Here is a 24,340-nt window from a genome sequence, read left to right as displayed (position 1 = left end):
ATGTTCTAAAATAATTCATAGAACCCATTGAATTCAATAATATTTTATAAATTGTAAGAATATTTTAATCATGCTAACGTGGATGCAAAATTAATGGAGAAAGTCTTATGAAACTCGCGATATACAGCACAAAGCAGTACGACAAAAAGTATCTGCAACATGTTAACGAGGCTTACGGATTCGAACTTGAATTTTTCGACTTTCTGCTGACTGAAAAAACAGCCAAAACGGCGCACGGTTGTGATGGTGTTTGCATCTTTGTAAACGACGACGGCAGCCGCCCGGTGCTGGAAGAGTTGAAAAAGCATGGGGTGAAGTATATCGCCCTGCGCTGCGCTGGCTTCAACAACGTGGATCTTGATGCGGCGAAAGAACTGGGTCTGAAGGTGGTGCGCGTACCGGCTTATTCGCCGGAAGCGGTCGCCGAGCACGCCATCGGGATGATGATGTCGCTGAACCGTCGTATTCACCGCGCTTATCAACGCACGCGTGATGCCAACTTCTCTCTGGAAGGATTGACCGGTTTCACCATGTACGGCAAAACCGCCGGTGTAATTGGTACTGGTAAAATTGGCGTCGCGACACTTCGCATTCTGAAAGGTTTTGGTATGCGCCTGCTGGCGTTTGATCCGTACCCAAGCGCTGCCGCGCTGGAGCTGGGCGTGGAGTATGTCGACCTGACGACGCTGCTATCCCAGTCAGACGTTATCTCCCTGCACTGCCCGCTGACGCCGGAAAACTATCACCTGCTTAACCAGGCGGCGTTTGACCAGATGAAAGACGGCGTGATGATCATCAACACCAGCCGTGGCGGGTTGATTGACTCTCAGGCCGCAATTGAAGCGCTGAAAACTCAGAAGATAGGCGCGCTGGGTATGGACGTGTATGAAAACGAACGCGATCTGTTCTTTGAGGATAAGTCTAACGACGTGATCCAGGACGATGTGTTCCGTCGCCTGTCTGCCTGCCATAACGTCCTGTTCACTGGCCACCAGGCGTTCCTGACGGCCGAAGCGCTGATCAGCATTTCGGAAACGACGCTGGGGAATTTGCAGCAGCTGGAGAAAGGCGAAGCATGCCCTAACGCGCTGGTATAAGCATTGTCACCCGGTGGCGTTGCGCCGCCGGGTGTTTTTTTAACTCAACCCACGATTCTTCAACATCGGTTCGATCTCAGGATCGTGCCCACGCCAGTTGCGGTACAGCGTTTCCAGGTCACTGCTGTTCCCGCGCGACAAAATCGCCTCACGGAATGCCTGCCCGTTCTCACGCGTTAACCCGCCCTGCTCGACAAACCACTGATAGCCATCGTCGGCCAGCATCTGCGTCCAGAGATACGCGTAATAACCTGCCGCATACCCGCCTCCGAAAATATGGGCGAAGTAGCTGCTGCGATAGCGTGGCGGTACGGCGGGCAGATCCAGCCCCTCTTTTTTCAGCGCTGCGGCTTCAAAAGCCTCAACATCATCCACCGCATCGCGGACGCTGTGCCAGTTCATATCCAGCAACGCTGCGCTCAGCAGTTCCGTCATGTCATAGCCTTTGTTGAACTGGGTCGCCTTGAGCATGTTGTCCCGCAGCGCTTCCGGCATCGGTTCTCCGGTTTCGTAATGACGGGCATAATGCGCAAACACCTGCGGATGGCTGGCCCAGTGTTCGTTGATTTGCGACGGGAATTCGACGAAATCACGCGGCGTATTGGTGCCAGAGAGCGTGGCGTAACGCTGACTGGCAAACAGGCCGTGCAGCGTATGACCAAACTCATGGAATAGCGTGACCACATCATCCCAGGAGATCAGCGCCGCCTGTTCGTTAGCCGGTTTTTGATAGTTACAGACGTTGTAGATAACCGGACGCGCAGCACGCTCATACGATTGCTCGACAAAATTCCCCATCCACGCGCCACCGCCTTTGGAATCCCGGGCGAAGAAATCACCGTAGAACAGCGCCATGCCTTCACCGGTGTGGTCAAAGATTTCCCATACGCGCACGTCCGGGTGATAGACCGGAATATCAAAACGCTCGACAAAACGGATGCCAAACAGCTGGCTGGCCGCCCAGAAGACGCCGTCATGCAACACGGTATTGAGGGCAAAGTACGGCCTGATCTGCGATTCATCCAGCGCATATTTCCCCAGGCGCACGCGCTCGGCGTAAAAAGACCAGTCCCAGGCCTGCACCGTGAAACCGCCCTGCTCGTCATCAATCACTTTCTGGATATCCGCCTGCTCACGCTCTGCCCGGGCGCGCGCCGCCGGCACGATACCGCGCATAAATGCCAGCGCTGCTGCAGGGGTTTTCGCCATCTGATCGGCAATACTCCAGCTGGCGTAATCGTCAAAACCCAGCAGGTGTGCCTGACGCGCGCGCAGCGCGACGAGGCGGAGGATCAGCTCACGGGTGTCATTTTCATCCCCTTTCTGGGTGCGCACCCATCCCGCGTTAAACAGGTTTTCACGCGTTTGCCGATCGGTCAGCGCAGCAAGCGCAGGCTGCTGCGTGGTATTGAGCAGCGGTATCAGCCAGCGATCGTTCAACCCTTTCTCTGCGGCAGCCTGCGCGGCGGTCGCCATCTCGTCTGCGCTCAACCCCTCAAGCTGGTACGCATAATCCACCGCCAGACCACCCGTTTTATCCGCCGCCAGCAGGCGCTGATTAAACTGACTGGTCAGTAACGCCGACTCGGTATTCAGCGCTTTCAGTTCCGTTTTCCCGGCATCGTTCAGGCGTGCGCCCGCCAGAATGAAGTGCTGATACGTCTCTTCCACCAGACGACGGGATTCGGCATCCAGCGCCGCGCGATCCTGCCAGACGCTCTCCACGCGGGTGAAGAGCGTTTCGTTGAGCCAGATATCGTTCGCCAGCCCCGCCAGCTCTGTCGAAAACTGTTCGTCCAGCACCTGTAAATCATCATTGGTGTGTGCAGAGGTCATGGCGAAGAAAACGTTGCTCACGCGCGACAGCATGGCACCGCTTTTTTCCAGCGCCAGCACCGTGTTGTTGAAGTCAGGCGCGGCGGTCTGTGCAACGATGGCAGCAATATCTGCACGCTTCTGTCGTATGGCTTCATCGAATGCAGGGCGATAATGGCTATCGTTGATTTCGTCAAAATGCGGAGCCTGATAAGGCAACAGGCTGATTTCAAAAAAAGGATTGCTGACCGACATCTTTCACTCCTGAGAACGGTGTATCTCCCCAGAGTAGGCCAGGCCGCCCTCACCTGCAATGCTGTCATACAAAAGTTGCCTTAACGCCGCGCCCGCGCGCGTGCTATGGTAGTTCAACACAAAAAGCGTTGAGGAACAGTGAGATGATTATTTTAGTTACCGGGGCGACGTCGGGTTTTGGTGAAAGCATCACGCGCCGCTTCGTTGCCAACGGGCATAAGGTGATTGCAACGGGTCGTCGTCAGGAGCGCCTGAAGGAGCTGAAAGATGAGTTAGGTGACTGTATCCTGACCGCGCAGCTGGACGTCCGCAACCGTGCCGCCATTGAAGAGATGATGGCGAACCTGCCTGCCGAATGGCATGCCATCGACGTGCTGGTCAATAATGCGGGTCTGGCGCTGGGTCTGGAGCCTGCCCACAAAGCCAGCGTGGAAGACTGGGAAAACATGATCGACACCAACAATAAAGGGCTGGTGTACATGACCCGCGCCGTACTGCCGGGCATGGTTGAGCGCAATCGCGGCCACGTGATCAACATCGGCTCTACCGCCGGTAGCTGGCCTTACGCAGGCGGTAACGTCTACGGCGCGACCAAAGCCTTCGTACGCCAGTTCAGCCTTAACCTGCGCACCGACCTGCACGGCACCGCCATTCGCGTCACCGATATCGAGCCAGGTCTGGTTGGCGGTACCGAGTTCTCTAACGTGCGTTTCAAAGGCGATGACGCAAAAGCGGATAAAACCTATGAAAACGCCAATGCACTGACACCGGAAGATATTACCGAAGCGGTCTGGTGGGTATCGACGCTGCCAAAACACGTCAACATTAATACCGTTGAAATGATGCCAGTCAGCCAGAGTTTTGCCGGACTTAGCATCCATCGCGGCTAATTTTGCCCTTCCCGGCCTGCGGGCCGGGTTTGTCGCAGATCCCAAAAGAATGGTAGTATGTTCAGGCTAACTCTCTGAGAAATGACAACTCATGGCCGCTGAATCACAACTTAATCCTACCCAGCCTGTTAATCAGCAAATCTATCGCATTTTGCGACGTGATATTGTGCACTGCCTGATCCCGCCGGGAACACCACTCTCTGAAAAAGAGGTCTCGGTACGTTTTGACGTTTCCCGTCAGCCGGTGCGAGAGGCATTTATTAAGCTGGCTGAAAACGGCCTGATCCAGATCCGCCCCCAGCGCGGCAGTTATGTGAATAAGATTTCACTTTCTCAGGTTCGTAATGGTTGTTTTGTCCGTCAGGCCATTGAATGTGCCGTCGCGCGCCGCGCCGCATCGCTTATCAATGACAACCAGTGTTATCAACTGGAGCAAAACCTGCATCAGCAGCGTATTGCGATTGACCGTAAACAGCTGAATGACTTTTTCCAGCTCGATGACGAGTTTCACCAGAAGCTGGCGCAAATTGCGGATTGTCAGCTGGCGTGGGACACCATCGAAAACATCAAAGCCACCATTGACCGCGTGCGCTATATGAGTCTTGATCATGTCTCGCCGCCGGAAATGTTGCTCCGACAGCACCACGATATTTTCAATTCGCTGGAAAAACGCGATCCTGATGGCGTGGAAAAAGCGATGACGCTGCATCTGCAGGAAATTAGCGAGTCGGTCTTGTTGATTCGTCAGGAAAACAGCGACTGGTTTAGCGAAGAATAATGCTTGCCGCATCCCACCGCGTGCGGGATGCGGCAGTGGTGTTACCGCTGTGCCGCGTACTGCGCCACCGTAGCTTTCGCTCCTTTTTGCAGTAATGTCTGATAAGCCTTCATCACCGCATCCACAAAAACGGCTTCCTGCGGTAACTCTTTGCCAAAGATAGTCTCAATGCCCAGTAGCGCTTTCACGCGATTTTCGCCCTCTGGGCTACCGTTTACCGCAGCCTGAATGACCGCCAGTTGCGGGTCGACCACCTCAATGGCGTTACCCTGCTCATCCACGCCGCCGACATAGCGCATCCAGCCCGCCACGCCCAGCGCCAGCAACGGGAACGGTTTCTGATGCACCAGATGCCAGTGGACAGAATCCAGCATACGCTGTGGAAGCTTCTGGCTGCCGTCCATCGCGATTTGCCAGGTGCGGTGACGCAGAGCCGGGTTGCTGTAACGTGCAATCAGCAGATCAGCGTAGCGACCTAAATCAACCCCTTTCACTTTCAGCGTTGGGGCCTGTTCTTTTAGCATTAACGCGTGTGCGGCGGCGCGGTAGTGCTCATCGGCCATGCAGTCGTTGATGTGCTGGTATCCCGCCAGGTAGCCGAGGTATGCCAGGAAGGAGTGGCTGCCGTTAAGCATACGCAGCTTCATCTCTTCAAACGGAATAACGTCTGCCACCAGCTCCGCGCCGGCTTTTTCCCACTGCGGACGCCCGGCGACAAAATTGTCTTCAACCACCCACTGACGGAACGGTTCACAGGCAACCCCCGCCGGATCGCGTACACCCGTCAGCTGCTCGATTTTATCCAGCGTTTCCGCCGTTACCGCTGGCACGATGCGATCCACCATCGTTGACGGGAAGGTCACGTTGGCTTCAATCCAGTCTGCCAGTTCACCGTCAACAGCACGGGCATAGGCGCAGGTCACATTGCGCATCACGTGGCCATTCTCTGGCATGTTGTCGCAGGACATCACGCTAAAAGCAGGCAGGCCCGCCGCTTTACGACGCGCCAGCGCTTCAACCACAACGCCCGGAGCAGATTTTGGCTGGTGAACATTTTGCAGGTCGGCAGCAATTAACGGGTGATCGAGCATCAGTTTCCCGGTCGCCGGTGAGTGGCAGTATCCTTTTTCGGTGATGGTCAGTGAAACAATGGCCACCTGCGGTTCGCACATCGCCGCCAGCACGGCTTCCAGCCCGTCAACCTGCGCATGCAGCGCTTTTTTGACAACGCCAACCACACGAGATGTCCATGCATCGGCGGACATCTCCGCCACGGTGTAAAGGTTATCCTGTGCCTTCAGATCGGCAATTTGCTGTTCGCCACCAATCAGGTTAACTTCGCAGTAACCCCAGTCGCTGCCGTGTTCAGCGGCGAGAATGTCGGTATACACCGCCTGGTGCGCACGGTGAAATGCACCAAACCCTAAATGAACAATGCGTGCCCTGAGGCTATCGCGATCGTACTGAGGAAGGGTCGCTTTCGCCTGTAATAACCGGTTTTCCATGATTGAGACTCGTTAAGTAAAGAAAGCTGTGATCCACTGCCGCCCTCTTACCGGAGCGGCAGCGCCTGTTGACTACACCAACTAGAATGGTAGATGTCGTAAAAAAATATCTGCCATCAACCATACGGATACTTCAGATTCATATATTGATTTATATTAACTTTTGTCCATGTGGTGTGACACGAGCAAAAAGTTGTGTGACAAGTACCTCAAGATATAAACCATCAGCGGCGTGAAGAGAGCGCCCCGTACCCGACAGATCCGTGACGCGGGGCTTCAGCCGCGTCTTCCGCCAAACTCAAATCCCGGTCACGCACTTCTGGCATCAGGATGGCGGACACCAGCCCAATCACGGAGTACGCTACCAGCATTGCGACAATCGGCCACCAGGAGCCGGTCATATTGCAGAAGATCCCCGCCAGTACCGGGCCGAAACCAACCGCCACCAGACCACCCGCCTCTTTTGAGATAGCCATCCGGGTAAAGCGATTACGCGAACCGAACATTTCCGCCATCGTGATGTTTTCCAGCGCGAACAGCCCCAGTACCGCCACGTTATGAATCACAATCATGGAGAGCATAATGACGCCTGGTGCATAGCTTTTATCGACGATTACCGACAGCATTGGGTACGCCAGGATAATGGCCGAGATATTCAGAATAATGTACGGTAAACGACGCCCGACTTTATCGGACAGCCAGCCCAGCAGCGGGATGGAGAGGAAGCCCAGGATGGAGCTTATCATCAGCGCATCGGTTGGGATCGCTTTATCGAACAAGAGCGTCTGTACCAGATAACCAGCGAGGAACGTCTGGATCAGGCCGGAGTTCCCCGCCTGGCCAAAGCGCAGACCGGTCGCCAGCCAGAACGATTTGCTCTTAAACATCGCCCCCAGCGACGTATCCGGGGCGGCAGTTTCAGCGTCGTTCACTTTCTCAAATACCGGGCTTTCTTTAAGGTTCATTCGCAGCCAGATGGCAAAGATCATCACCACCACACTGGCGAGGAACGGCACGCGCCAGCCCCAGGCGAGCAACTCTTCGCGGTCAAGGGCAAAGAACATCACCGCCCAGATGGCCGTTGCACTCAGCGTTCCGCAGTTGGTGCCCATCGCCACCAGCGAGGAGATGATGCCGCGTTTTCCTTTTGGTGCGTACTCTGCCAGCATGGTTCCTGCCCCGGAGATTTCCGCCCCGGCCCCCAGCCCCTGAATAATACGCAGCGTGACTAACAGAACAGGTGCAAAAATCCCTATCTGCGCATAGGTTGGCAATACACCAATCAGGGTCGTACAGATCCCCATCATGGTAATGGTGATAAACAGCACCTTCTTACGCCCGATGCTGTCGCCCATCCTGCCGAAGATAAACGCGCCGACGATGCGGGCAATATAGCCTGCGCCGTAGGTGCCCATCGCCAGAATCAGCGCCATTGCCGCAGACTGTTCCGGGAAGAAGATTTCGTGGAATACCAGCGCGGCACCCAGTGAGTAAAGCTGAAAATCCATGAACTCCAGCGCGGTACCCAGCCAGCCTGAAACGGCGGCTTTCACCAGATCGGAGGTTGTTCTTTGAGGTTGTACTTGCGTCATAATGGCTATCTCTGAAAGGTAAGATGCGTACCACTCAGAGCCTGTCTGTGCAGGCTCTTAACCGCGTGAATTATTATTGGCCGAACGTGAGCAAGACTTTGCAGCACTGCCGCTGGTCTTTCTCAAACAGTTCGAGGGCGTCTGTTACGTGGTGATAGTCAAAAGTATGGGTAATCAGTTTTTCAGGGTCGATCAGCCCCTTTTCCAGCCAGCCGATAACGACCGGGAATTTGTTAGCATTCAGGCGCGAGGAGAATATCGCCAGTTCTTTGCCGGTGATCCCCTGCTGAACAATCTGGCTCGGTTCACTGGAAAAGCCCATCAGCACAATGCGGGCTGCCGGGGAGGCCAGGGTAATGGCTTCCTGCAAAATAGACGGATGACAGGCGGCATCAATGATTAACGTCGGTTTGATCCCTTTCTCCTCCAGGGCTGCCTGTAATGACTGTTCGCCGTTATTCAACACCCAGTCCGCGCCGCTGCGCTGAGCCATCGCCAGGCGTTCGTCAATGCGGTCAACGACGATAACCTGCTTCACCTTGTAGACCCCCTTCAGCGCCTGCACGGTAACCAGCCCCATTGGGCCTGCGCCGTAGATCAGCGCAATATCCTGTTCGGTGGGTTTCGCCTGGCCCGTTACGTTGGCAGCAATGGTGAATGGCTCAACCATCACGGCATGTTTGTCCGGGATCGCGTCCGGGATTGGCCAGGCGTTTTTAGCGGGCACAACCGCGTATTCGCTGAACCCACCGTCACGGTGGACGCCCAGCACCACGAGCGAAGTACAGACGTTGGGTTTGCCGACGGAACATGGGTAACAGTGACCACAGCTGATCACCGGGTCAACCGAAACGCGCTGACCCAGACGGGCGTGCTCAACGCCCTCGCCCACAGCATCAATGACGCCAAAAAATTCATGACCGATTACGCGTGGATATCTGGCGAACGGGTTATGACCACGGTAGATATGGCTGTCTGAACCGCAGATCCCGGCGAGCCTGATTTTGACGCGCACGTCATCTGCACCAGGCGTCGGGAGTGGACGCTCTTCAATCACCAGTGCGTTCGGTTGTTGGATCACTACGCTTTTCATCGTTCGTTCCTCGTTTACCAGTTCCACAGCGTGCCATCTTCAAGACGAGCCACCGGCAGGTAGGCGGGATCATACGGGTATTTCGCCGCCCGTTTTTCGTCAAACTCAATGCCCAGCCCGGGTTTATCACCCGGGTGCATATAACCGTTATCGAAGCGCCAGCTGTGCGGGAAGACCTCCAGCATCTGCTCCGAATAACCCATATATTCCTGTACGCCAAAGTTCGGTACCCACAGGTCAAAATGCAGTGCGGCAGCGTGACAAACTGGTGATAAATCCGACGGACCGTGCGAGCCGGTACGCACCTGGTAGAGTGACGCGAAGTCCGCAATGCGGCGCATCCCGGTGATCCCCCCTGCGTGAGTAATGGTGGTACGGATATAGTCGATAAGCTGTTCTTCAATCAGCTGTTTGCAGTCCCAGATACTGTTGAACACCTCCCCCACGGCAATAGGCGTGACGGTGTGCTGGCGGATCAGACGGAAACACGCCTGGTTTTCCGCAGGTGTTGGGTCTTCCATCCAGAACATACGGAAGTCTTCGATGCTCTTACCGAAACGCGCCGCTTCGATTGGCGTCAGACGGTGGTGCATGTCGTGCAGCAGGTGTTCATTAAAACCAAATTGACTTCGCACCGCATCAAACAGCTTCGGCGTGAAATCGAGGTATTTTTCGGTGGACCACAGCTGCTCTTCCGGCCAGTCGCCTTTGGTCGCTGGCTCGTAGGCCAGCCCTTTTCCTTTAGACATACCGTAGGTGGTTTTCATACCCGGTACACCGCACTGGACGCGGATCGCCTTAAAGCCCATCTCTTTGTGACGGGCGTAATCTTCCAGTACGTCGTCGATGGTGTGCCCGGTGGTGTGACAATAAACCATCACCCCTTCGCGGGATGCGCCCCCCAACAGCTGGTAGAGTGGCATATTGGCCGCTTTGGCTTTGATGTCCCAGAGCGCCATGTCGACGGCCGAAATCGCCGACATGGTGACCGGCCCACGACGCCAGTAAGCGCCTTTATAGAAGAACTGCCAGATATCTTCTATGCGGTGCGCATCGCGGCCAATCAGCTGCGGACACAGGTGATCTTTCAGGTAAGAGGCAACGGAGAGTTCACGTCCGTTCAGTGTGGCATCGCCAAAACCGACAATGCCCTCATCGGTGGTGATCTTAAGGGTGACAAAGTTACGCCCCGGGCAGGTAACAAAAACTTCAGCCCCGACAATCTTCATGATCCAGTTCCTTACATCGCTCGTTGTGATGCAGGAAATTTATCCAACTGCACTACTACCATACAAGTATTGCGATCAAAAAATCAGCGAGAGATCACAAATTATGGGGGCTTACGCCCGCCCCCAGCCCGCGACAATAATCAGCATACCGCACAGTGCAACCAGCGCGCCGGCCCAGTCATACAGGCTGAGTCTGACGCCATCAACAACGCGCAGCCACAGCAGTGCGGTACAGACGTAGACACCACCGTACGCCGCATAGACGCGTCCACTGGCTGCCGGATGCAGCGTTAATAGCCAGACAAACAACGCCAGCGCAATACCCGCAGGCACCAGTAACATCACCGATGCCCCCTTCTTCAGCCACAGCCAGGGCAGGAAGCATCCGAGAATTTCACACAGTGCGGTGGCAAAAAAAAGCAGCGTCGTCTTAATCATTTTGGACATTACGTGAGGATTGATTTAACTATCATACCTGATAATGCCCTTTACTTTTCAATACCTGCGGCGTGGGTATGACGCCATTTCGGTTTGATGTAGAATCGGGACTGGGTAACTTAATTTTCTGCGCCCATTAAAAAAGGAAACGCTATGACTACATTAAGCAAACGCCTTTGTCTGACAGCCCTGCTGGCGCTGTCATCGTTCGCCTTTGCCGCAACGGCTACAGCCGAAACCAGCAAACTCATTATTGAGTCTGGTGATAGCGCGCAGAGCCGTCAGAACGCTGCGATGGACAAAGAACAATGGAATGACACCCGTAACCTTCGTCAGAAGGTCAACAAACGTGCTGAAAAAGAGTGGGATAAAGAAGATGTTGCTTTTGATGCACGTGACAAGTGTCAGCAAAGTGCAAACGTCAATGCCTACTGGGAGCCAAACACACTGCGCTGCCTGGATCGCCGTACTGGCCGCACGGTTGCACCTTAATGTCGGGCATAAGTGACATTAAATTGCGTCCGCTGGAGCGTGAAGACCTGCGCTTTGTTCACCAGCTCGACAACAACGCCAGCGTGATGCGTTACTGGTTCGAAGAGCCATACGAGGCGTTTGTGGAGTTGTCGGATCTTTATGACAAGCACATCCACGATCAGAGCGAACGCCGTTTTGTGGTGGAGTGCAAAGGTGAAAAAGCCGGTCTGGTCGAGCTGGTTGAGATCAACCACGTCCACCGTCGGGCGGAATTCCAGATAATCATTTCGCCGGAGCATCAGGGGAAAGGTCTCGCCTCGCGGGCAGCAAAGCTGGCGATGGATTACGGGTTCAACGTATTAAACCTGTATAAGCTCTATCTTATTGTTGATAAAGAGAATGAAAAAGCGATCCATATCTACCGCAAGCTTGGCTTTATGGTGGAAGGTGAACTGATCCATGAGTTCTTTATCAATGGTGAATACCGCAACACCATCCGCATGTGTATCTTCCAGCACCAGCATCTGGCCGGGCACAAAGCATCCGGCACGACTCAACTGAAAGCGACCGCGCAGTAAACTGCGCGGTTTTTTCTTAATAGTAATCAATACTGTTTTTTATGGTGTATTTGTGCTCAACGGCGGGTTTGACGCTGTCGTCGATGATCATCAGATCGCAACTCACCGGGTTATTGTGACGGTCGTAATCGCAGCTCTGCTTCACATTTCCCAGCGGCTTATCGTTTAGTGTGCTCACCGCCGTATAATCCATTCGCTTGCGCAAATCCTTTGACGGTGTCGACTGCACGGACAAGTGCTGTTCGCCGGAAACCGTCGTTTTACCCAGCGGGTAACCGTCGGCATCGTAGCGGTACTTCACTTCCATCTCTTTTCCGTGTGCTGCCACCACAAAGCCGTTGTCGTCAGTGTCCCACGTCACGCCCGCCGACGGTAATTCAGCCAGCTGACATTTCCCCTGCAGCTTCACTTTGCGCTGCTGTGTTTCAGCATCAAGGTAGTAGTTGGCATCCAGTACCAGCGCGACGCCCGTATTATTTTCCAGGTCGTGCAGCTCCAGCGTATCGAAGCACCCTTCCGATGACATCGTGCCAGTCACCTGTTTGGATACCTCACCTTTGTCGTTGAACAGCGTCTGGGAAAAGTCTTTAACCGGCCCGCGCAGTGGGTCAAAATCAAATTCGTTCGAGAAGCTCGCCATCTCAGGCGTAAACGACAGCGGCGCAGAGTTGTTATCACACCCCACCAGTGCCGTTGCCAGTAACGTTATCACTGCGTATTTCTTCACATCATTTACCGATACAGGGAGATTATTCCCAATCATATTAGCAAATACAGATGTTTACACGATCCCTGCTAAAATTAATCTACACACAGAGAAAAGGAGCGACAGATGAAACGGTTACCCTGGATTACCGCCCTGCTGTTAATGAGTGTTTCAACGGCCACTCTGGCCGCCCCGGATTCCTGCGAGCGCGTGAAGAGCGACATTCAGCAGAAAATCATCAACAACGGTGTACCAGAGTCCGGCTTTACGCTGAGCATCGTGCCAAACGATCAGGCCGACCAACCGGATGCACAGGTGGTTGGTCATTGTGCCAGTGATACTTTTAAAATCTTGTACACCCGCACAGGGAACAGCGCAGCTTCAGGCACTCAGGACAATGCGCAAGGTGAACCTCAGTGATTTTTAGGCACCAGTACCCCTTGAATTGATGAGGATTAATATTTAATACCGCCAAATAAGTAACACTCACCCCATCATTAGCCCGGTTTTAATAACGGGAGAAAATAATACGTAACAGCAATGATGGGGTGAGTCATGTCCGATATTGAACGTCACGGCGGGATCAGCCGCCGAATGCTGGTTAAATCCACGGCGATAGGTTCTCTGGCGCTTGCTGCTGGCGGGCTTTCTTTTCCTTTTGGCATGAAAAGCGCCGCTGCGGCGGTACAAAACGCCATGCAACCCGCGGAAGATAAAGTGGTATGGGGAGCCTGTTCGGTAAACTGCGGTAGTCGCTGTGCGCTGCGCCTGCACGTCCGTGATGATGAAGTGTACTGGGTCGAAACGGATAATACCGGCGATGATGTTTATGGCAATCATCAGGTGCGTGCGTGCCTGCGCGGTCGATCTATTCGCCGTCGAATAAACCATCCCGACCGCCTGAATTACCCGATGAAACGCGTCGGTAAACGTGGCGAAGGCAAGTTTGAACGTATCAGTTGGGACGAAGCACTGGACACCCTTGCCACCAGCCTGAAAGGTGTGGTGGAAAAATACGGTAACGAAGCGGTTTACATTAATTACTCTTCCGGGATTGTGGGCGGTAATATCACCCGCTCCTCCCCCTACGCCTCGCTGGTGGCTCGCCTGATGAACTGCTACGGCGGATTCTTAAGCCACTACGGTACCTACAGTACGGCACAAATTGCCTGTGCAATGCCCTACACCTATGGCAGCAACGATGGCAACAGCACCTCTGATATTGAAAACACCAGACTGGTGGTGATGTTCGGTAATAACCCGGCGGAAACGCGCATGAGCGGCGGCGGGATCACGTATTACCTCGAACAGGCACGCGAACGTTCTCACGCGCGGATGATCGTTATCGATCCTCGCTATACCGACACCGCCGCAGGGCGTGAAGATGAATGGATCCCGATTCGTCCAGGCACTGACGCCGCGCTGGTGGCCGGTATCGCCTGGGTGTTAATTGATGAAAACCGGGTAGACCAGCCGTTCCTCGACAAATATTGCGTGGGATACGATGAGAAAACGCTGCCGGAAGGCGCGCCAGCAAACGGTCATTACAAAGCCTATATTCTCGGTCAGGGTGACGATGGCACGGCCAAAACGCCGGAGTGGGCCTCACGTATCACCGGGATCCCAGCCGATCGCATCATTAAGCTTGCACGTGAGATTGGCTCAGCGAAACCGGCGTATATCTGTCAGGGCTGGGGCCCACAGCGTCAGGCCAACGGCGAACTGACATCCCGCGCTATCGCCATGCTGCCGATCCTGACGGGCAATGTGGGGATCAACGGCGGTAACAGCGGCGCACGTGAATCCACCTACACCATCACGATTGAGCGTATGCCGCTGCCGGACAACCCGGTGAAAACGCAGATATCCTGCTTTAGCTGGACGGATGCCATCGTCCGTGGCCCGGAAATGACCGCCCTGCGCGACGGTGTACGCGGCAAAGATAAGCTCGATGTGCCGATCAAATTTATCTGGAACTATGCCGGTAACACTATCATTAACCAGCACTCCGATATCAATAAAACCCACGATATTTTGCAGGATGAAAGCAAGTGCGAAACCATCGTGGTGATCGACAACTTTATGACCTCGTCAGCGAAGTATGCCGATATTCTGCTGCCGGATTTAATGACCGTGGAACAGGAAGACATTATTCCTAACGATTACGCGGGCAACATGGGATATCTGATTTTCCTGCAGCCCGTTACCGCACCGAAGTTTGAGCGCAAGCCTATCTACTGGATCATGAGTGAAGTGGCGAAACGTCTCGGGTCAGATATCCATCAGCAGTTTACCGAAGGCCGCACCCAGGCGCAGTGGTTACAGTTCCTGTATGCCAAAATGCTCGCAAAAGATCCACAGTTGCCGTCCTATGACGCGCTGAAACAAATGGGTATATATAAGCGTAAAGATCCGGCTGGGCATTTTGTGGCCTACAAAAAATTCCGCGACAACCCCGAGGCAAACCCACTCAAAACCCCATCGGGCAAGATTGAAATCTACTCCAGCGCGCTGGCCAGGATCGCCAGCACCTGGGCGCTGGAAAAAGATGAAACCATCAGCCCGCTGCCGGTCTATGCCTCTACGTTTGACGGCTGGGATGCCCCTGAGCGCAGCACCTTCCCGCTTCAGCTGTTCGGCTTCCACTTTAAAGCCCGCACCCACTCCAGCTACGGCAACATTGATGTTCTGCAAGCGGCCTGCCGCCAGGAGATCTGGCTCAACCCTGTCGATGCCGACAAACGTGGCATTAAGAACGGCGACATGGTGCGCGTCTTTAACGATCGCGGTGAGTTGCGTATTCCGGCGAAAGTGACGCCACGCATCATGCCTGGCGTGAGCGCAATGGGCCAGGGAGCCTGGCATGATGCCAACATGAACGGCGATCGCATCGACCACGGCTCGTGCATCAACACATTGACCACGCACCGTCCGTCACCGCTGGCAAAAGGTAACCCGCAGCACACCAATCTGGTGCAGGTTGAAAAGGTGAGCTGATTAACCGTGAGCTATTCTATGGTCTGCATATGACCGTCGGTATGGCAATTGCGGGTTAACATAAACGTGCGGGGCAACCCGCGCGAGTAAGGAATATAGTCATGAATAACGTATCACACCGCGAATCGTTCGCGTTTAGTGCCAGAGTATTAGGCGCACTGTTCTATTTTGCTCCGGACAGCGAGCAAGCCGCACCTCTGGTCAATGCGCTCACCGCTGGCGGCTGGACGCAGGACTGGCCTCTGGCGCAGGATGTTTTACAGCACATAGAGGAATCTTTCAAAGTGCCCGCCGATGAACCACTAATGGAGGTCTGGCAACGTCTGTTTATTGGCCCGTATGCGCTTCCCGCCCCGCCGTGGGGTTCCGTGTGGCTGGATCGCGAATCTGTGCTGTTTGGTGACTCAACCCTCGCGCTGCGCCAGTGGATGCGTGAGAACAACATCGTCTTTGAAATGCAGCAGAATGAACCGGAAGATCAGTTTGGTGCGTTGCTGCTGCTGGCCGGGTGGCTGACCGAAAACGGTCGCGATACGGAGCGCGACCAGCTTCTGGCCTGGCACCTTTTGCCGTGGAGCACCCGTTTTCTTTCTGTATTTGTCGAAAATGCCGGACACCCGTTCTACACCGCACTCGGTAAACTTGCTCAGTTGACGCTCGCGGACTGGCAATCCACATTAATTATTCCGGTCGCTGAAAAACCGCTTTATCGTTAACGAGGTTCTGGCTTGCTCACCGATACCGGGCAAGCCGGGTTCTCCACTTTTCCGCACGTATACCTTTTGCTAACACCGCGATTTCACTTCACAATACGGTATCTGCCCTGTTCAATTGCGGCCCATGCAACGTCTTCACACTTACCCTGACATCCGAGCGATGTTTCGCAGACTCCTGATTGCCACCATCACTGGCGTGCTGGCCGCGCTGGCCGTTGCTGTATTCCGCCACGCCATGTATTTGCTGGAGTGGGTATTCCTCAGCAACGAAAGCGGCAGTCTGGTGGATGCTGCCGCGGCATTGTCGCCCTGGCGTCGTGCACTGACACCGGCGCTTGGCGGGCTGGCTGCCGGGCTGTTGTTGTGGGGATGGCAACGTTTGACGGCGCAGCGTCCCCATGCCCCGACGGATTATATGGAAGCGCTGGAAACCGGAGACGGACAGTTTGATTACGGAGCCAGCCTGGTCAAATCCCTTGCGTCGTTGCTGGTCGTCGCCAGCGGAAGCGCTATTGGTCGTGAGGGTGCCATGATCCTGCTTGCAGCACTGGCGGCCTCCTGTTTCGCCCAACGCTTTACGCCGAAATCCGAATGGAAATTGTGGATCGCCTGCGGAGCCGCCGCCGGGATGGCCAGCGCCTATCACGCACCATTGGCCGGTAGCCTTTTTATTGCTGAAATTCTGTTTGGCACTCTGATGCTGGCCTCGCTCGGCCCGGTTGTGATTGCCGCCGTGGTGGCGCTGCTCACCACGCGTCTGTTAAGCCCCGGAGCCAGCACACTCTACGAAGTCCATCTTAGCGAAATGCTCACGGCGACGGATTATTCGCTGATCGTTGGAATAGGCTTGCTGGCAGGTATCTGCGGCCCACTGCTGATGTGGTTGATGACGTTCAGCCACTCTCTGTTTCTGCGTCTCAAACTCTCACCGCCCTGGCAACTGGCGCTTGGCGGGCTGATCGTCGGACTGTTGTCACTGATGACGCCAAAAGTATGGGGCAATGGCTACAGTGTGGTGCAGGCGTTTCTTCTTTCCCCACCATTACTGTCGGTGATTGCTGGTGTGTTTCTGTGCAAATTACTGGCGGTACTGGCGAGTAGCGGCTCGGGCGCTCCGGGTGGAGTCTTCACCCCGACGCTGTTTGTCGGTATGGCAACAGGGATGCTGTTTGCGCAGATCTCCGCGCTGTGGTTTCCGGGATCAGAGATGGCAATTTTGCTGGGGCTGGCGGGGATGGCAACGTTGCTCGCCGCGACGACACACGCGCCAATTATGTCGGCGCTGATGGTCTGTGAAATGACCGGGCAGTATTTTTTGCTGCCCGGTTTGCTGGTAGCCTGCGTGGTGGCGTCTGTGCTGTCGCGAACGTTACGCCACGACTCTATTTATGGTCAACACGCTGCCGAAGGCAGAGAGATCGATGTACTGCGCTAACTCGCGCTGCTCGGCGCGAGGCAGATAAGGCAGTTCCCCCACCAGTGGACCTGGCAGTTTTTTGCTCAGCACCTCGATGATTTCTGCATAGTGCGCCAGACCCGGGTTGATACGGTTTGCCACCCAGCCAATCAACGGCAGGCCGTCGTTGGCAATGGCCTGCGCCGTCAGAAGCGCATGGTTGATGCACCCTTCCTGGATCCCAACCACCATCACCACCGGCAGTTGCTCTTGTACTACCCACTCGGACAACGGGCGCAAATCGTTCATCAGGCTGCGCCACCCGCCCGTGCCTTCAACGACCACATGGTCAACCTTCTCACTCAGGTTCGCCAGGCCGTCAGACAACAGGGTGTAGTTGATCGGACCGCTGTGTGCCACGCTGCTCTCATCTTCGCTCAACGCAATAGGGTTGACCGCATGATAAGGCAATTCCAGGGATGAAACGCTTTGCAAAACCAGTGCGTCTTTATTACGCAGTCCTTCTGGCGTCTCTTTACTGCTTTTTGCGACCGGTTTGTACCCTGCGACGCGCTCACCGCGTGCCGCCAGGGCTTGCAGCAACGCGCGAGACACCACCGTCTTCCCGACAGAGGTATCAGTACCAGTAACAAAGAAACGCTTAAGCATGACTCACTCCACCTCTTGGGTATGCTTCGGAAATATAAACCAGGTAAATAATTCAGTGGGGGAAGTCTACGGGATGCATGCGCTACCCGGCTTGAGATAGCGCAATCTTTCTTGCATCTGTGGAAAAGAGTTAACCCTGCAGTAAGCGAATAAGTAACGAGCCGTTGTACATCGCATCTTTCACCAGCGCAGCACCGGCCATCGTGCCCTGGTTCGAGAATTGCGTACTTTCGACCACAATATTCTTGCTGTACGCCGGGAGCGACTGCTGATGAATACAGGCCGAAATGGTCGGGAAAAGGATCTCTGCCGCCTGGCTAAGCGGTGAGCCAATCAGAATTTTTTGTGGGTTGAAGAGATTCACCATGATGGCCAGAATGCGACCGACGTTATTCCCCACACCGGTAATGATGTCCTTCGCCAGCAGATCGCCCTGACGCGCCGCGGCGCAGAGCGAGTCGACGGTTAACGGTTGCCCGTGGAGTGTCGAACTCATTGACTGGCTGAGTCTCACCTGCGCCAGCTCCAGCACGCTTTCCACGCTGGCAATGGTTTCCAGACAGCCGTGGTTTCCGCAGTAACACCGTTTCCCGTAGGGATCGACCTGGGTGTGACCAATTTCCACCAGGCTACTGCTCCCGGCGTGCAGAAGGCGTCCGTCGGTGATGACACCCGCCCCTACGTTGTGATCAATCACCACCTGAATAACATCCCGTGCACCGCGTGACGCACCAAATAGTGCCTCGGCCATCGTCCAGGCACTGATATCATGCTGAATATAGACCGGCACACCCGTATGACTTTTCAGTGCTTCACCCAGCGGCATCTCTTTAACATCGTCGTAAAACGGCATGCGGTGCACAATGCCATTTTCGGTATCAATAATCCCCGGCATGGTGATGGCGATCGCCGTTAAACGCTCAAGCCGCTGCTGGTGACGGATAAAGAACTGATCGATATGCGTGATGATCGCATCGAGGAGCGATTGTTCCGTGTCGAGCGGCAACTCCAGTCGATCTTCCACCACCAGCTTGCTGCTCAGATCACGCAGCGCAAGGAAAATTTCGCCGCGACTGATACGCAGCGACAGGTAGTGCCACGCTTCCGTTTCCACCACCAGCCCGACTGCCGGACGGCCGCGGCTGCCCGGCTCCTGAATTTCCGTCTCCTGAACCAGGTGGGCTTCCAGCATTTCGCGGACAATCTTGGTGATACTGGCAGGTGCCAGTTGTGCCAGGCGCGAAAGATCGATACGCGAAACCGGACCAAGCTGATCAATCAGGCGATAAACCGCGCCAGCGTTGGTCTGCTTAATCTGATCAATATGCCCTGGCTGACTATCAGCAACCACCTCGTACTCCCTTATTTTCGAGCTTCGAAATAAACTGTGGGCTATGGTGAAGCACTTCAATGGCCGTCGTCAAATATTTACTTAGCCATGTGATTTACTGCACATTTTTATCCCCATTTCGCTATAAATATCGTCCTGCAGAGGCGGCGATAAGCTGCTTTTTGAAACGCTGTGCCGCATGGCTCTGTTCATGGTGTTTTGACCAGACCAGCCACATCTCTGAAACCGCATCAGATTCAGCAATGGGAACCCAGCGCATTTCACGCAATTGTACCCGTTTAAAGGAGGCCGGGAGAATAGAAACACCCAGCCCTGCCGCAACCAGCCCAATAATGGTCATTGCCTCTCCCACTTCCTGGGTAATCACCGGGGCAAGATCGTAGCGCCGCATCAGGCCGAGAATATCGTCATACAGACCCGTGCCTACCTGAGGGTCAAAAAAGACAAACGGCTCTTTTGCCAGCTCTGACAGCGTGACGGCGGGGCACGAGGCTAGCGGATGGTCATGCGGGATCATCGCCATCAGCGGTTCGCGCAAAATCACCTGCCACTCCAGCGTGTCAGGCAACTGGGTATTACGCATCAACCCCAGATCGAGCGAACCTTCATTAAGCGGGGCAATCTGTTCGCGGGTGTTAATTTCGCGCGTCTGAATATGTACATCCGGGAAGTGACGACGAAACGACGAGAGCGTTTCCGAAACGGCGCTGATAAACGGAGCGGATGAGGTAAAACCGATGCGCAGTTCACCGGCTTCCCCCAGATAAAGCCGTTCGGCCCGGGCGGCTGCGTCATCAACCATGCTCAGAATTTGTCTGCTGTCGGCCAGAAACTGCTTTCCTGCCGCCGTCAGGCTCACGCTGCGGTTAGTACGTGCAAGCAGACGAGCCCCCACCTGCTGCTCCAGGATCTGAATTTGCTGGCTCAGCGGTGGCTGAGAGATGTTCAACCGCGCGGCAGCACGGCCAAAATGCAGCTCTTCCGCTACAGCGACAAAATAGCGCAGATGACGCAGTTCAATATTCATATCTTTAAAGTATCATTTGAGATTATTAATATATTAGACAGAATATTTACAATTTCCTACTCTGATCATGTGGTCATACCCGTCACCAGAAATCACGGGGATGTTTAAGCAAGGAACATGTGTGAGTCGTACAACTACCATTGATATCGCTCCGGCAAGCGATGTTGATGATTTACCCGCAGCATCACAGCCGGTGCAGTTCATCAAACGTGGTACTCCCCAATTTATGCGCGTCACGCTGGCGCTTTTCTCTGCAGGACTGGCAACCTTCGCCCTGCTTTATTGCGTTCAGCCCATCCTTCCCGTTTTGTCTCATGAGTTTGGCGTGTCGCCTGCCAGCAGCAGTGTCTCGCTGTCGATCTCAACCGGGATGTTGGCTATTGGCCTGCTTTTTACCGGACCACTTTCCGACGCCATTGGCCGCAAACCGGTGATGGTCACCGCGTTGATGCTGGCGTCCGTCTGTACCCTGCTTTCCACCATGATGACCAGCTGGCACGGTATTCTGATGATGCGCGCGCTGATTGGGTTATCGCTGAGCGGTGTGGCGGCGGTCGGGATGACGTATCTCAGCGAGGAGATCCACCCCAGCTTTGTCGCATTCTCAATGGGACTGTATATCAGCGGAAACTCTATCGGTGGGATGAGTGGCCGCCTGCTGAGCGGGGTGTTTACGGATTTATTTAGCTGGCGCATTGCGCTGGCCGTGATCGGCTGTTTTGCCCTCGCATCTGCACTGATGTTCTGGAAAATTCTACCCGAGTCACGCCACTTCCGCCCGACGTCCCTGCGCCCAAAAACGCTGTTTATCAACTTCCGCCTGCACTGGCGTGATAAAGGGTTGCCACGGTTGTTCCTGACCGGTTTCCTGCTGATGGGGTCATTCGTCACGCTGTTTAACTACATTGGTTACCGCCTGATGCTCTCTCCCTGGCACCTGAGCCAGGCAGTCGTGGGTCTGCTCTCCGTCGCTTATCTCACGGGAACCTGGAGTTCACCGAAAGCGGGTGCGATGACCGCACGTTTTGGCCGCGGCCCGGTGATGCTGGTGTCAACGGCGGTGATGCTGCTCGGCCTGCTGATGACGCTCTTCTCATCCCTGTGGCTGATTTTTGCCGGGATGCTGCTCTTCTCCGCCGGTTTTTTCGCCTCTCACTCCGTGGCAAGCAGCTGGATAGGCCCACGTGCGCGGCGCGCCAAAGGTCAGGCGTCGTCCCTGTATCTTTTTAGCTACTATCTCGGCTCCAGTATCGCCGGGACGCTTGGCGGCGTGTTCTGGCATAACTACGGCTGGAACGGCGTGGGCGGGTTTATTGCGCTGATGCTGTGTGCGGCGTTGCTGGTAGGTGCCAGTCTGCATAAACGTCTGCATTAACATTCAACCGTCTTCGTGTTTAAATCGAGCCGATGCTATTTTTTGTCATCGGCTGATTCAGACACGAGGACTTCATGAAAAACAACAACTACCAACAACTCACCCGCACCTACCAGCGTCTCTCCCGCTTCTCGCACCTCTCCTCCATCGCCAGCTGGGATATGTTCACCATGATGCCGCCAGGCGGCAGTGCCGCGCGTAGCGAAGCGCTGGCCGAAATGAGCGTATTGCAACATCAAATCCTGACCGACAAAAAAATGGGCGAATGGCTGGCTGCTGCCGCGAGCGAAGATCTGAATGACATTGAGCAGGCCAATCTGCGCGAAATGACGCGCCATTATCAGCAAGCCACGCTGCTGCCTGAATCACTGGTGGAAGCCAAATCGCTGGCGGGCAGCAAGTGTGAACACGCCTGGCGTACCCAGCGCCCGGCGAATGACTGGCACGGGTTTTCCGCAAACCTGAAAGAGGTGGTCAAACTCAGCCGCGAAGAGGCTCGCCTGCGTGCTGAGGCCAAAAGCTGTTCACCTTACGACGCGCTGCTGGATATTTTTGAACCGGACATGACCAGCGCTCGCCTGGACGTACTGTTTGGCGACATGAAATCCTGGCTGCCGGATCTGCTGGCTAACGCGGTGGAAAAACAGTCTCAGCAATCGTTCGTTCCGCCACAAGGCCCCTTCCCGACCGCCACGCAGCGTGAACTGGGGCTGGAAGCGATGAAAATGCTCGGTTTCGATTTTAACGGCGGTCGCCTGGACGTCAGCGCGCATCCGTTCTGCGGCGGCGTACCGGAAGATGTGCGAATTACCACACGCTATGACGAGGAGGAGCTGCTTAGCGCCCTCTTTGGCGTGGTTCACGAAACCGGACACGCCCGTTATGAACAAAACCTGCCGCGTGCATGGGCTGGCCAACCTGTTGCGCTGGCACGCTCAACGGCAATCCACGAATCCCAGAGCCTGTTCTTTGAGATGCAGCTCGGGCGCAGCAATGCCTTCCTGAAACATCTGCTCCCTGCCGTCCAGGCCCGCTTTGGCAGCCAGGCCGCATTCAGCGAAGAAAACTTTATCGCCTGGAACCAGCGGGTAAAGCCGGGTTATATTCGCGTCGATGCAGACGAAGTGAGCTATCCGGCGCATGTGGTGCTGCGCTACGAGATTGAACGGGCGCTGATTAACGGTGACATCGAGGTCGACGATATCCCGGCGCTGTGGGACGAGAAAATGCAGGCCTGGCTCGGGTTATCCACCAAAGACAACTACCGCAACGGTTGTATGCAGGATATCCACTGGACTGACGGTGGTTTTGGTTACTTCCCATCGTATACCCTGGGTGCAATGTACGCCGCCCAGTTGTTCCATGCCGCGAAAACGGCGCTGCCGGATCTGCAGGCATCCATTGCTGATGGCGATTTTTCGGCCCTGTTCGACTGGCTGCGCCAGAACATCTGGCAGCACGGCAGCCGCTTTACCACCTCACAGCTGATTACCCTGGCGACAGGTGAAGATCTGAACATCCGTTATTTCCGTGAACACCTGACCTCGCGCTATCTGTAATTCACCTGCCGGAGCATGCTCCGGCAGCGTCTTCTCCCGCTACGCAATAAGAATATGATTTTGTGCATATCATTACACTCTCGCCTGATGTATTAACTCTTTTCCTGGTCACACAATAAAACTGTTATCAGGCCAGGGTTAAAAAATATATAAAGGGATGAATGATGAAAGGCATAATCAAAACGATAGCGTTAGCCATGCTGTGTACGGCGAGTGTGAGTACCTTAGCCGCCACGGATAACACACCAAAAGAAGCGTACGACGACATTACCCACTCTCTGGCCGACCTCCAGCCCATCACGTTTCAGGCTCCCACGGAAAAGTACAAACTGCTGGTGTTTATTGATAACCAGTGCATCTACTGCAGTAATGTGGTGAAAAACGTTAAGCAGTATACGGACGCCGGTTTGACGATGTCATTTCTGACCGTTGCGCCCGATTCCATTCGCGATTCCGTGATTGAAGATATGGGACGCGTCTGGTGTTCCACCGATAAGGTGAAAAGCCTGCAAAAAGCGATGGCGGGTTTTTTACCGGATAACGACACGACCCCAGCCTGTTCTGACCTGGTTACGCGCCAGTCCGCGCTGGCAGAAAGGATGGGCATCCGCGTCACACCATTCATGGTGGTGATCGAGCCCGAGCCGCGTTCGATTGTCGGCAGTCAGCCGCCGGCAGCTATCCTGGCCACACTGAAGAAATAGCCCTGACGTGTACGAACAGGCTGGTGTAGCCTCGTTCGTACATACCGTTCCTGCCCGTTGTACATTACGTTACACGCCGATACCAATCACTCACGG

22 protein-coding genes are annotated in these 24,340 nt (G+C 54.8%); 12 read left to right on the top strand and 10 right to left on the bottom strand.

What is annotated here, in order from left to right:
• Nucleotides 1-107 precede the first annotated feature (107 nt).
• Complete coding sequence (locus tag ACJ9N4_RS09975; RefSeq protein ID WP_182918485.1) at nt 108-1,097, top strand: 2-hydroxyacid dehydrogenase; 990 nt, start codon at nt 108-110, stop codon at nt 1,095-1,097.
• Between the two features lie 39 nt (nt 1,098-1,136).
• Here the strand turns inward: ACJ9N4_RS09975 and dcp are convergent, their stop codons facing one another.
• Nucleotides 1,137-3,167: a peptidyl-dipeptidase Dcp gene (gene dcp, locus ACJ9N4_RS09970; RefSeq protein ID WP_182918486.1), complete on the bottom strand. Its 2,031-nt coding sequence runs from the start codon at nt 3,165-3,167 to the stop codon at nt 1,137-1,139.
• Between the two features lie 143 nt (nt 3,168-3,310).
• Here dcp and ydfG point away from each other — a divergent pair, with 143 nt between their 5' ends.
• Entirely contained in the window at nt 3,311-4,057 is a 747-nt protein-coding gene (ydfG, locus tag ACJ9N4_RS09965; RefSeq protein ID WP_182918487.1) for a bifunctional NADP-dependent 3-hydroxy acid dehydrogenase/3-hydroxypropionate dehydrogenase YdfG, read from the top strand.
• Nucleotides 4,058-4,148: 91 nt separating this feature from the next.
• Nucleotides 4,149-4,835, top strand: a complete 687-nt coding sequence (locus tag ACJ9N4_RS09960; RefSeq protein WP_182918488.1) for a GntR family transcriptional regulator — start codon at nt 4,149-4,151, stop codon at nt 4,833-4,835.
• A gap of 41 nt (nt 4,836-4,876) precedes the next feature.
• Here ACJ9N4_RS09960 and ACJ9N4_RS09955 read toward each other — a convergent pair whose 3' ends face one another.
• The 5 genes from ACJ9N4_RS09955 to ACJ9N4_RS09935 form a co-directional block, all read right to left on the bottom strand.
• Nucleotides 4,877-6,340, bottom strand: coding sequence for a mannitol dehydrogenase family protein (locus tag ACJ9N4_RS09955; protein WP_182918489.1), 1,464 nt, complete (start codon nt 6,338-6,340; stop codon nt 4,877-4,879).
• A gap of 224 nt (nt 6,341-6,564) precedes the next feature.
• Entirely contained in the window at nt 6,565-7,932 is a 1,368-nt protein-coding gene (locus ACJ9N4_RS09950; protein WP_182918490.1) for an MFS transporter, read from the bottom strand.
• A gap of 73 nt (nt 7,933-8,005) precedes the next feature.
• On the bottom strand, nt 8,006-9,025 hold the full coding sequence (locus ACJ9N4_RS09945; RefSeq protein ID WP_182918491.1) for a Zn-dependent oxidoreductase: 1,020 nt from the start codon (nt 9,023-9,025) through the stop codon (nt 8,006-8,008).
• 14 nt (nt 9,026-9,039) lie between these two features.
• Nucleotides 9,040-10,254: a D-mannonate dehydratase ManD gene (manD, locus tag ACJ9N4_RS09940; RefSeq protein WP_182918492.1), complete on the bottom strand. Its 1,215-nt coding sequence runs from the start codon at nt 10,252-10,254 to the stop codon at nt 9,040-9,042.
• 111 nt (nt 10,255-10,365) lie between these two features.
• A complete protein-coding gene (locus ACJ9N4_RS09935; protein ID WP_182271304.1) occupies nt 10,366-10,692 on the bottom strand; it encodes a YnfA family protein in 327 nt (108 codons plus the stop codon).
• Between the two features lie 153 nt (nt 10,693-10,845).
• Here ACJ9N4_RS09935 and ACJ9N4_RS09930 point away from each other — a divergent pair, with 153 nt between their 5' ends.
• Together ACJ9N4_RS09930 and speG are read left to right on the top strand one after the other, a co-directional pair.
• Nucleotides 10,846-11,184, top strand: coding sequence for a DUF1283 family protein (locus tag ACJ9N4_RS09930; RefSeq protein ID WP_182271303.1), 339 nt, complete (start codon nt 10,846-10,848; stop codon nt 11,182-11,184).
• Nucleotides 11,184-11,744, top strand: a complete 561-nt coding sequence (speG, locus tag ACJ9N4_RS09925; RefSeq protein WP_182271302.1) for a spermidine N1-acetyltransferase — start codon at nt 11,184-11,186, stop codon at nt 11,742-11,744. The genes ACJ9N4_RS09930 and speG overlap by 1 nt, the downstream gene beginning before the upstream one ends.
• A 16-nt stretch (nt 11,745-11,760) precedes the next feature.
• On the opposite strand, the gene ACJ9N4_RS09920 is transcribed toward speG, so the two are convergent.
• Nucleotides 11,761-12,507 carry a YnfC family lipoprotein gene (locus tag ACJ9N4_RS09920; protein WP_395122927.1) on the bottom strand — a complete coding sequence of 249 codons (747 nt, stop codon included), beginning with the start codon at nt 12,505-12,507 and terminating at the stop codon, nt 11,761-11,763.
• A 69-nt stretch (nt 12,508-12,576) separates the two neighbouring features.
• On the opposite strand from ACJ9N4_RS09920, the gene ACJ9N4_RS09915 reads away from it, so the two are divergent.
• From ACJ9N4_RS09915 to clcB, 4 genes are all read left to right on the top strand, one after another.
• Nucleotides 12,577-12,870, top strand: a complete 294-nt coding sequence (locus tag ACJ9N4_RS09915; protein ID WP_182918493.1) for a DUF1161 domain-containing protein — start codon at nt 12,577-12,579, stop codon at nt 12,868-12,870.
• Nucleotides 12,871-13,005: 135 nt separating this feature from the next.
• Entirely contained in the window at nt 13,006-15,447 is a 2,442-nt protein-coding gene (ynfE, locus tag ACJ9N4_RS09910) for a selenate/tellurate reductase subunit YnfE (protein WP_182918494.1), read from the top strand.
• Nucleotides 15,448-15,548: 101 nt separating this feature from the next.
• Nucleotides 15,549-16,163, top strand: coding sequence for a Tat proofreading chaperone DmsD (dmsD, locus tag ACJ9N4_RS09905; RefSeq protein ID WP_182918495.1), 615 nt, complete (start codon nt 15,549-15,551; stop codon nt 16,161-16,163).
• A gap of 124 nt (nt 16,164-16,287) precedes the next feature.
• Entirely contained in the window at nt 16,288-17,598 is a 1,311-nt protein-coding gene (gene clcB / locus ACJ9N4_RS09900) for a voltage-gated ClC-type chloride channel ClcB (RefSeq protein WP_182271297.1), read from the top strand.
• Here the strand turns inward: clcB and bioD are convergent.
• The 3 genes from bioD to ACJ9N4_RS09885 form a co-directional block, all read right to left on the bottom strand.
• Entirely contained in the window at nt 17,533-18,228 is a 696-nt protein-coding gene (gene bioD, locus ACJ9N4_RS09895) for a dethiobiotin synthase (RefSeq protein WP_182271296.1), read from the bottom strand. The two genes, clcB and bioD, sit on opposite strands and share 66 nt — an antisense overlap.
• Before the next feature lie 130 nt (nt 18,229-18,358).
• Entirely contained in the window at nt 18,359-19,579 is a 1,221-nt protein-coding gene (gene mlc / locus ACJ9N4_RS09890; RefSeq protein ID WP_182918496.1) for a sugar metabolism global transcriptional regulator Mlc, read from the bottom strand.
• A 121-nt stretch (nt 19,580-19,700) separates the two neighbouring features.
• Nucleotides 19,701-20,606 (bottom strand): LysR family transcriptional regulator, encoded by a 906-nt coding sequence (locus tag ACJ9N4_RS09885; protein ID WP_182918497.1) that lies wholly within the window; start codon nt 20,604-20,606, stop codon nt 19,701-19,703.
• Between the two features lie 121 nt (nt 20,607-20,727).
• On the opposite strand from ACJ9N4_RS09885, the gene ACJ9N4_RS09880 reads away from it, so the two are divergent.
• The 3 genes from ACJ9N4_RS09880 (at nt 20,728) to ACJ9N4_RS09870 (ending at nt 24,244) form a co-directional block, all read left to right on the top strand.
• Nucleotides 20,728-21,981 (top strand): MFS transporter, encoded by a 1,254-nt coding sequence (locus ACJ9N4_RS09880; RefSeq protein ID WP_182271293.1) that lies wholly within the window; start codon nt 20,728-20,730, stop codon nt 21,979-21,981.
• A 74-nt stretch (nt 21,982-22,055) separates the two neighbouring features.
• Nucleotides 22,056-23,540 (top strand): carboxypeptidase M32, encoded by a 1,485-nt coding sequence (locus tag ACJ9N4_RS09875; protein WP_182918498.1) that lies wholly within the window; start codon nt 22,056-22,058, stop codon nt 23,538-23,540.
• Between the two features lie 161 nt (nt 23,541-23,701).
• A complete protein-coding gene (locus ACJ9N4_RS09870) occupies nt 23,702-24,244 on the top strand; it encodes a thioredoxin fold domain-containing protein (protein WP_182271291.1) in 543 nt (180 codons plus the stop codon).
• Nucleotides 24,245-24,340: the final 96 nt, after the last annotated feature.

Origin of the sequence: Enterobacter sp. LM3 (genome assembly GCF_046622475.1) — a bacterium.
GTDB classification, from domain to species: Bacteria; Pseudomonadota; Gammaproteobacteria; order Enterobacterales; family Enterobacteriaceae; genus Enterobacter; species Enterobacter cloacae_P.
The sequence above is the reverse complement of the archived record's forward strand: the minus strand, read 5'-3'. Positions and strand labels throughout refer to the sequence as shown.

Bases quoted from the DNA above. Each gene is read 5' to 3' on its own strand.
- ACJ9N4_RS09975 (WP_182918485.1), top strand. From the start codon at position 108: ATGAAACTCGCGATATACAGCACAAAGCAGTACGACAAAAAGTATCTG.
- dcp (WP_182918486.1), bottom strand. From the start codon at position 3,167: ATGTCGGTCAGCAATCCTTTTTTTGAAATCAGCCTGTTGCCTTATCAG.
- ydfG (WP_182918487.1), top strand. From the start codon at position 3,311: ATGATTATTTTAGTTACCGGGGCGACGTCGGGTTTTGGTGAAAGCATC.
- ACJ9N4_RS09960 (WP_182918488.1), top strand. From the start codon at position 4,149: ATGGCCGCTGAATCACAACTTAATCCTACCCAGCCTGTTAATCAGCAA.
- ACJ9N4_RS09955 (WP_182918489.1), bottom strand. From the start codon at position 6,340: ATGGAAAACCGGTTATTACAGGCGAAAGCGACCCTTCCTCAGTACGAT.
- ACJ9N4_RS09950 (WP_182918490.1), bottom strand. From the start codon at position 7,932: ATGACGCAAGTACAACCTCAAAGAACAACCTCCGATCTGGTGAAAGCC.
- ACJ9N4_RS09945 (WP_182918491.1), bottom strand. From the start codon at position 9,025: ATGAAAAGCGTAGTGATCCAACAACCGAACGCACTGGTGATTGAAGAG.
- manD (WP_182918492.1), bottom strand. From the start codon at position 10,254: ATGAAGATTGTCGGGGCTGAAGTTTTTGTTACCTGCCCGGGGCGTAAC.
- ACJ9N4_RS09935 (WP_182271304.1), bottom strand. From the start codon at position 10,692: ATGATTAAGACGACGCTGCTTTTTTTTGCCACCGCACTGTGTGAAATT.
- ACJ9N4_RS09930 (WP_182271303.1), top strand. From the start codon at position 10,846: ATGACTACATTAAGCAAACGCCTTTGTCTGACAGCCCTGCTGGCGCTG.
- speG (WP_182271302.1), top strand. From the start codon at position 11,184: ATGTCGGGCATAAGTGACATTAAATTGCGTCCGCTGGAGCGTGAAGAC.
- ACJ9N4_RS09920 (WP_395122927.1), bottom strand. From the start codon at position 12,507: ATGATTGGGAATAATCTCCCTGTATCGGTAAATGATGTGAAGAAATAC.
- ACJ9N4_RS09915 (WP_182918493.1), top strand. From the start codon at position 12,577: ATGAAACGGTTACCCTGGATTACCGCCCTGCTGTTAATGAGTGTTTCA.
- ynfE (WP_182918494.1), top strand. From the start codon at position 13,006: ATGTCCGATATTGAACGTCACGGCGGGATCAGCCGCCGAATGCTGGTT.
- dmsD (WP_182918495.1), top strand. From the start codon at position 15,549: ATGAATAACGTATCACACCGCGAATCGTTCGCGTTTAGTGCCAGAGTA.
- clcB (WP_182271297.1), top strand. From the start codon at position 16,288: ATGCAACGTCTTCACACTTACCCTGACATCCGAGCGATGTTTCGCAGA.
- bioD (WP_182271296.1), bottom strand. From the start codon at position 18,228: ATGCTTAAGCGTTTCTTTGTTACTGGTACTGATACCTCTGTCGGGAAG.
- ACJ9N4_RS09885 (WP_182918497.1), bottom strand. From the start codon at position 20,606: ATGAATATTGAACTGCGTCATCTGCGCTATTTTGTCGCTGTAGCGGAA.
- ACJ9N4_RS09875 (WP_182918498.1), top strand. From the start codon at position 22,056: ATGAAAAACAACAACTACCAACAACTCACCCGCACCTACCAGCGTCTC.
- ACJ9N4_RS09870 (WP_182271291.1), top strand. From the start codon at position 23,702: ATGATGAAAGGCATAATCAAAACGATAGCGTTAGCCATGCTGTGTACG.